We start from the raw sequence: 203 nt of genomic DNA, 5'->3' as shown, positions 1-203 counted from the left end.
CCTAAAGGGGTGATGGTCGAACACCGCAATGTGCTGCGTCTGATTATCAATAACGGTTTCGCCGATATTGGGCCTGATGACTGTATCGCCCACTGCGCCAACGTTTCATTTGATGCCGCTACCTGGGAGATCTGGGCGGGCCTGGTGCATGGGGCGCGTATCCTGTTGATCCCCGAAAAAACTTTGCTACAGCCGGATTATTT

1 protein-coding gene is annotated in these 203 nt (G+C 53.2%); it reads left to right on the top strand.

The features are described from left to right. Positions 1-12: 12 nt before the first annotated feature. The coding region (locus AAC147_RS10895) for an AMP-binding protein (protein ID WP_047686604.1) at positions 13-203 on the top strand (191 nt) is incomplete at its 3' end.

It is taken from the genome of Xenorhabdus sp. NBAII XenSa04 (assembly GCF_963866145.1).
Classification (GTDB): Bacteria; Pseudomonadota; Gammaproteobacteria; order Enterobacterales; family Enterobacteriaceae; genus Xenorhabdus; species Xenorhabdus indica.
Note: the sequence above shows the minus strand (reverse complement) of the source record. Positions and strands in the feature narration are given on the sequence as shown.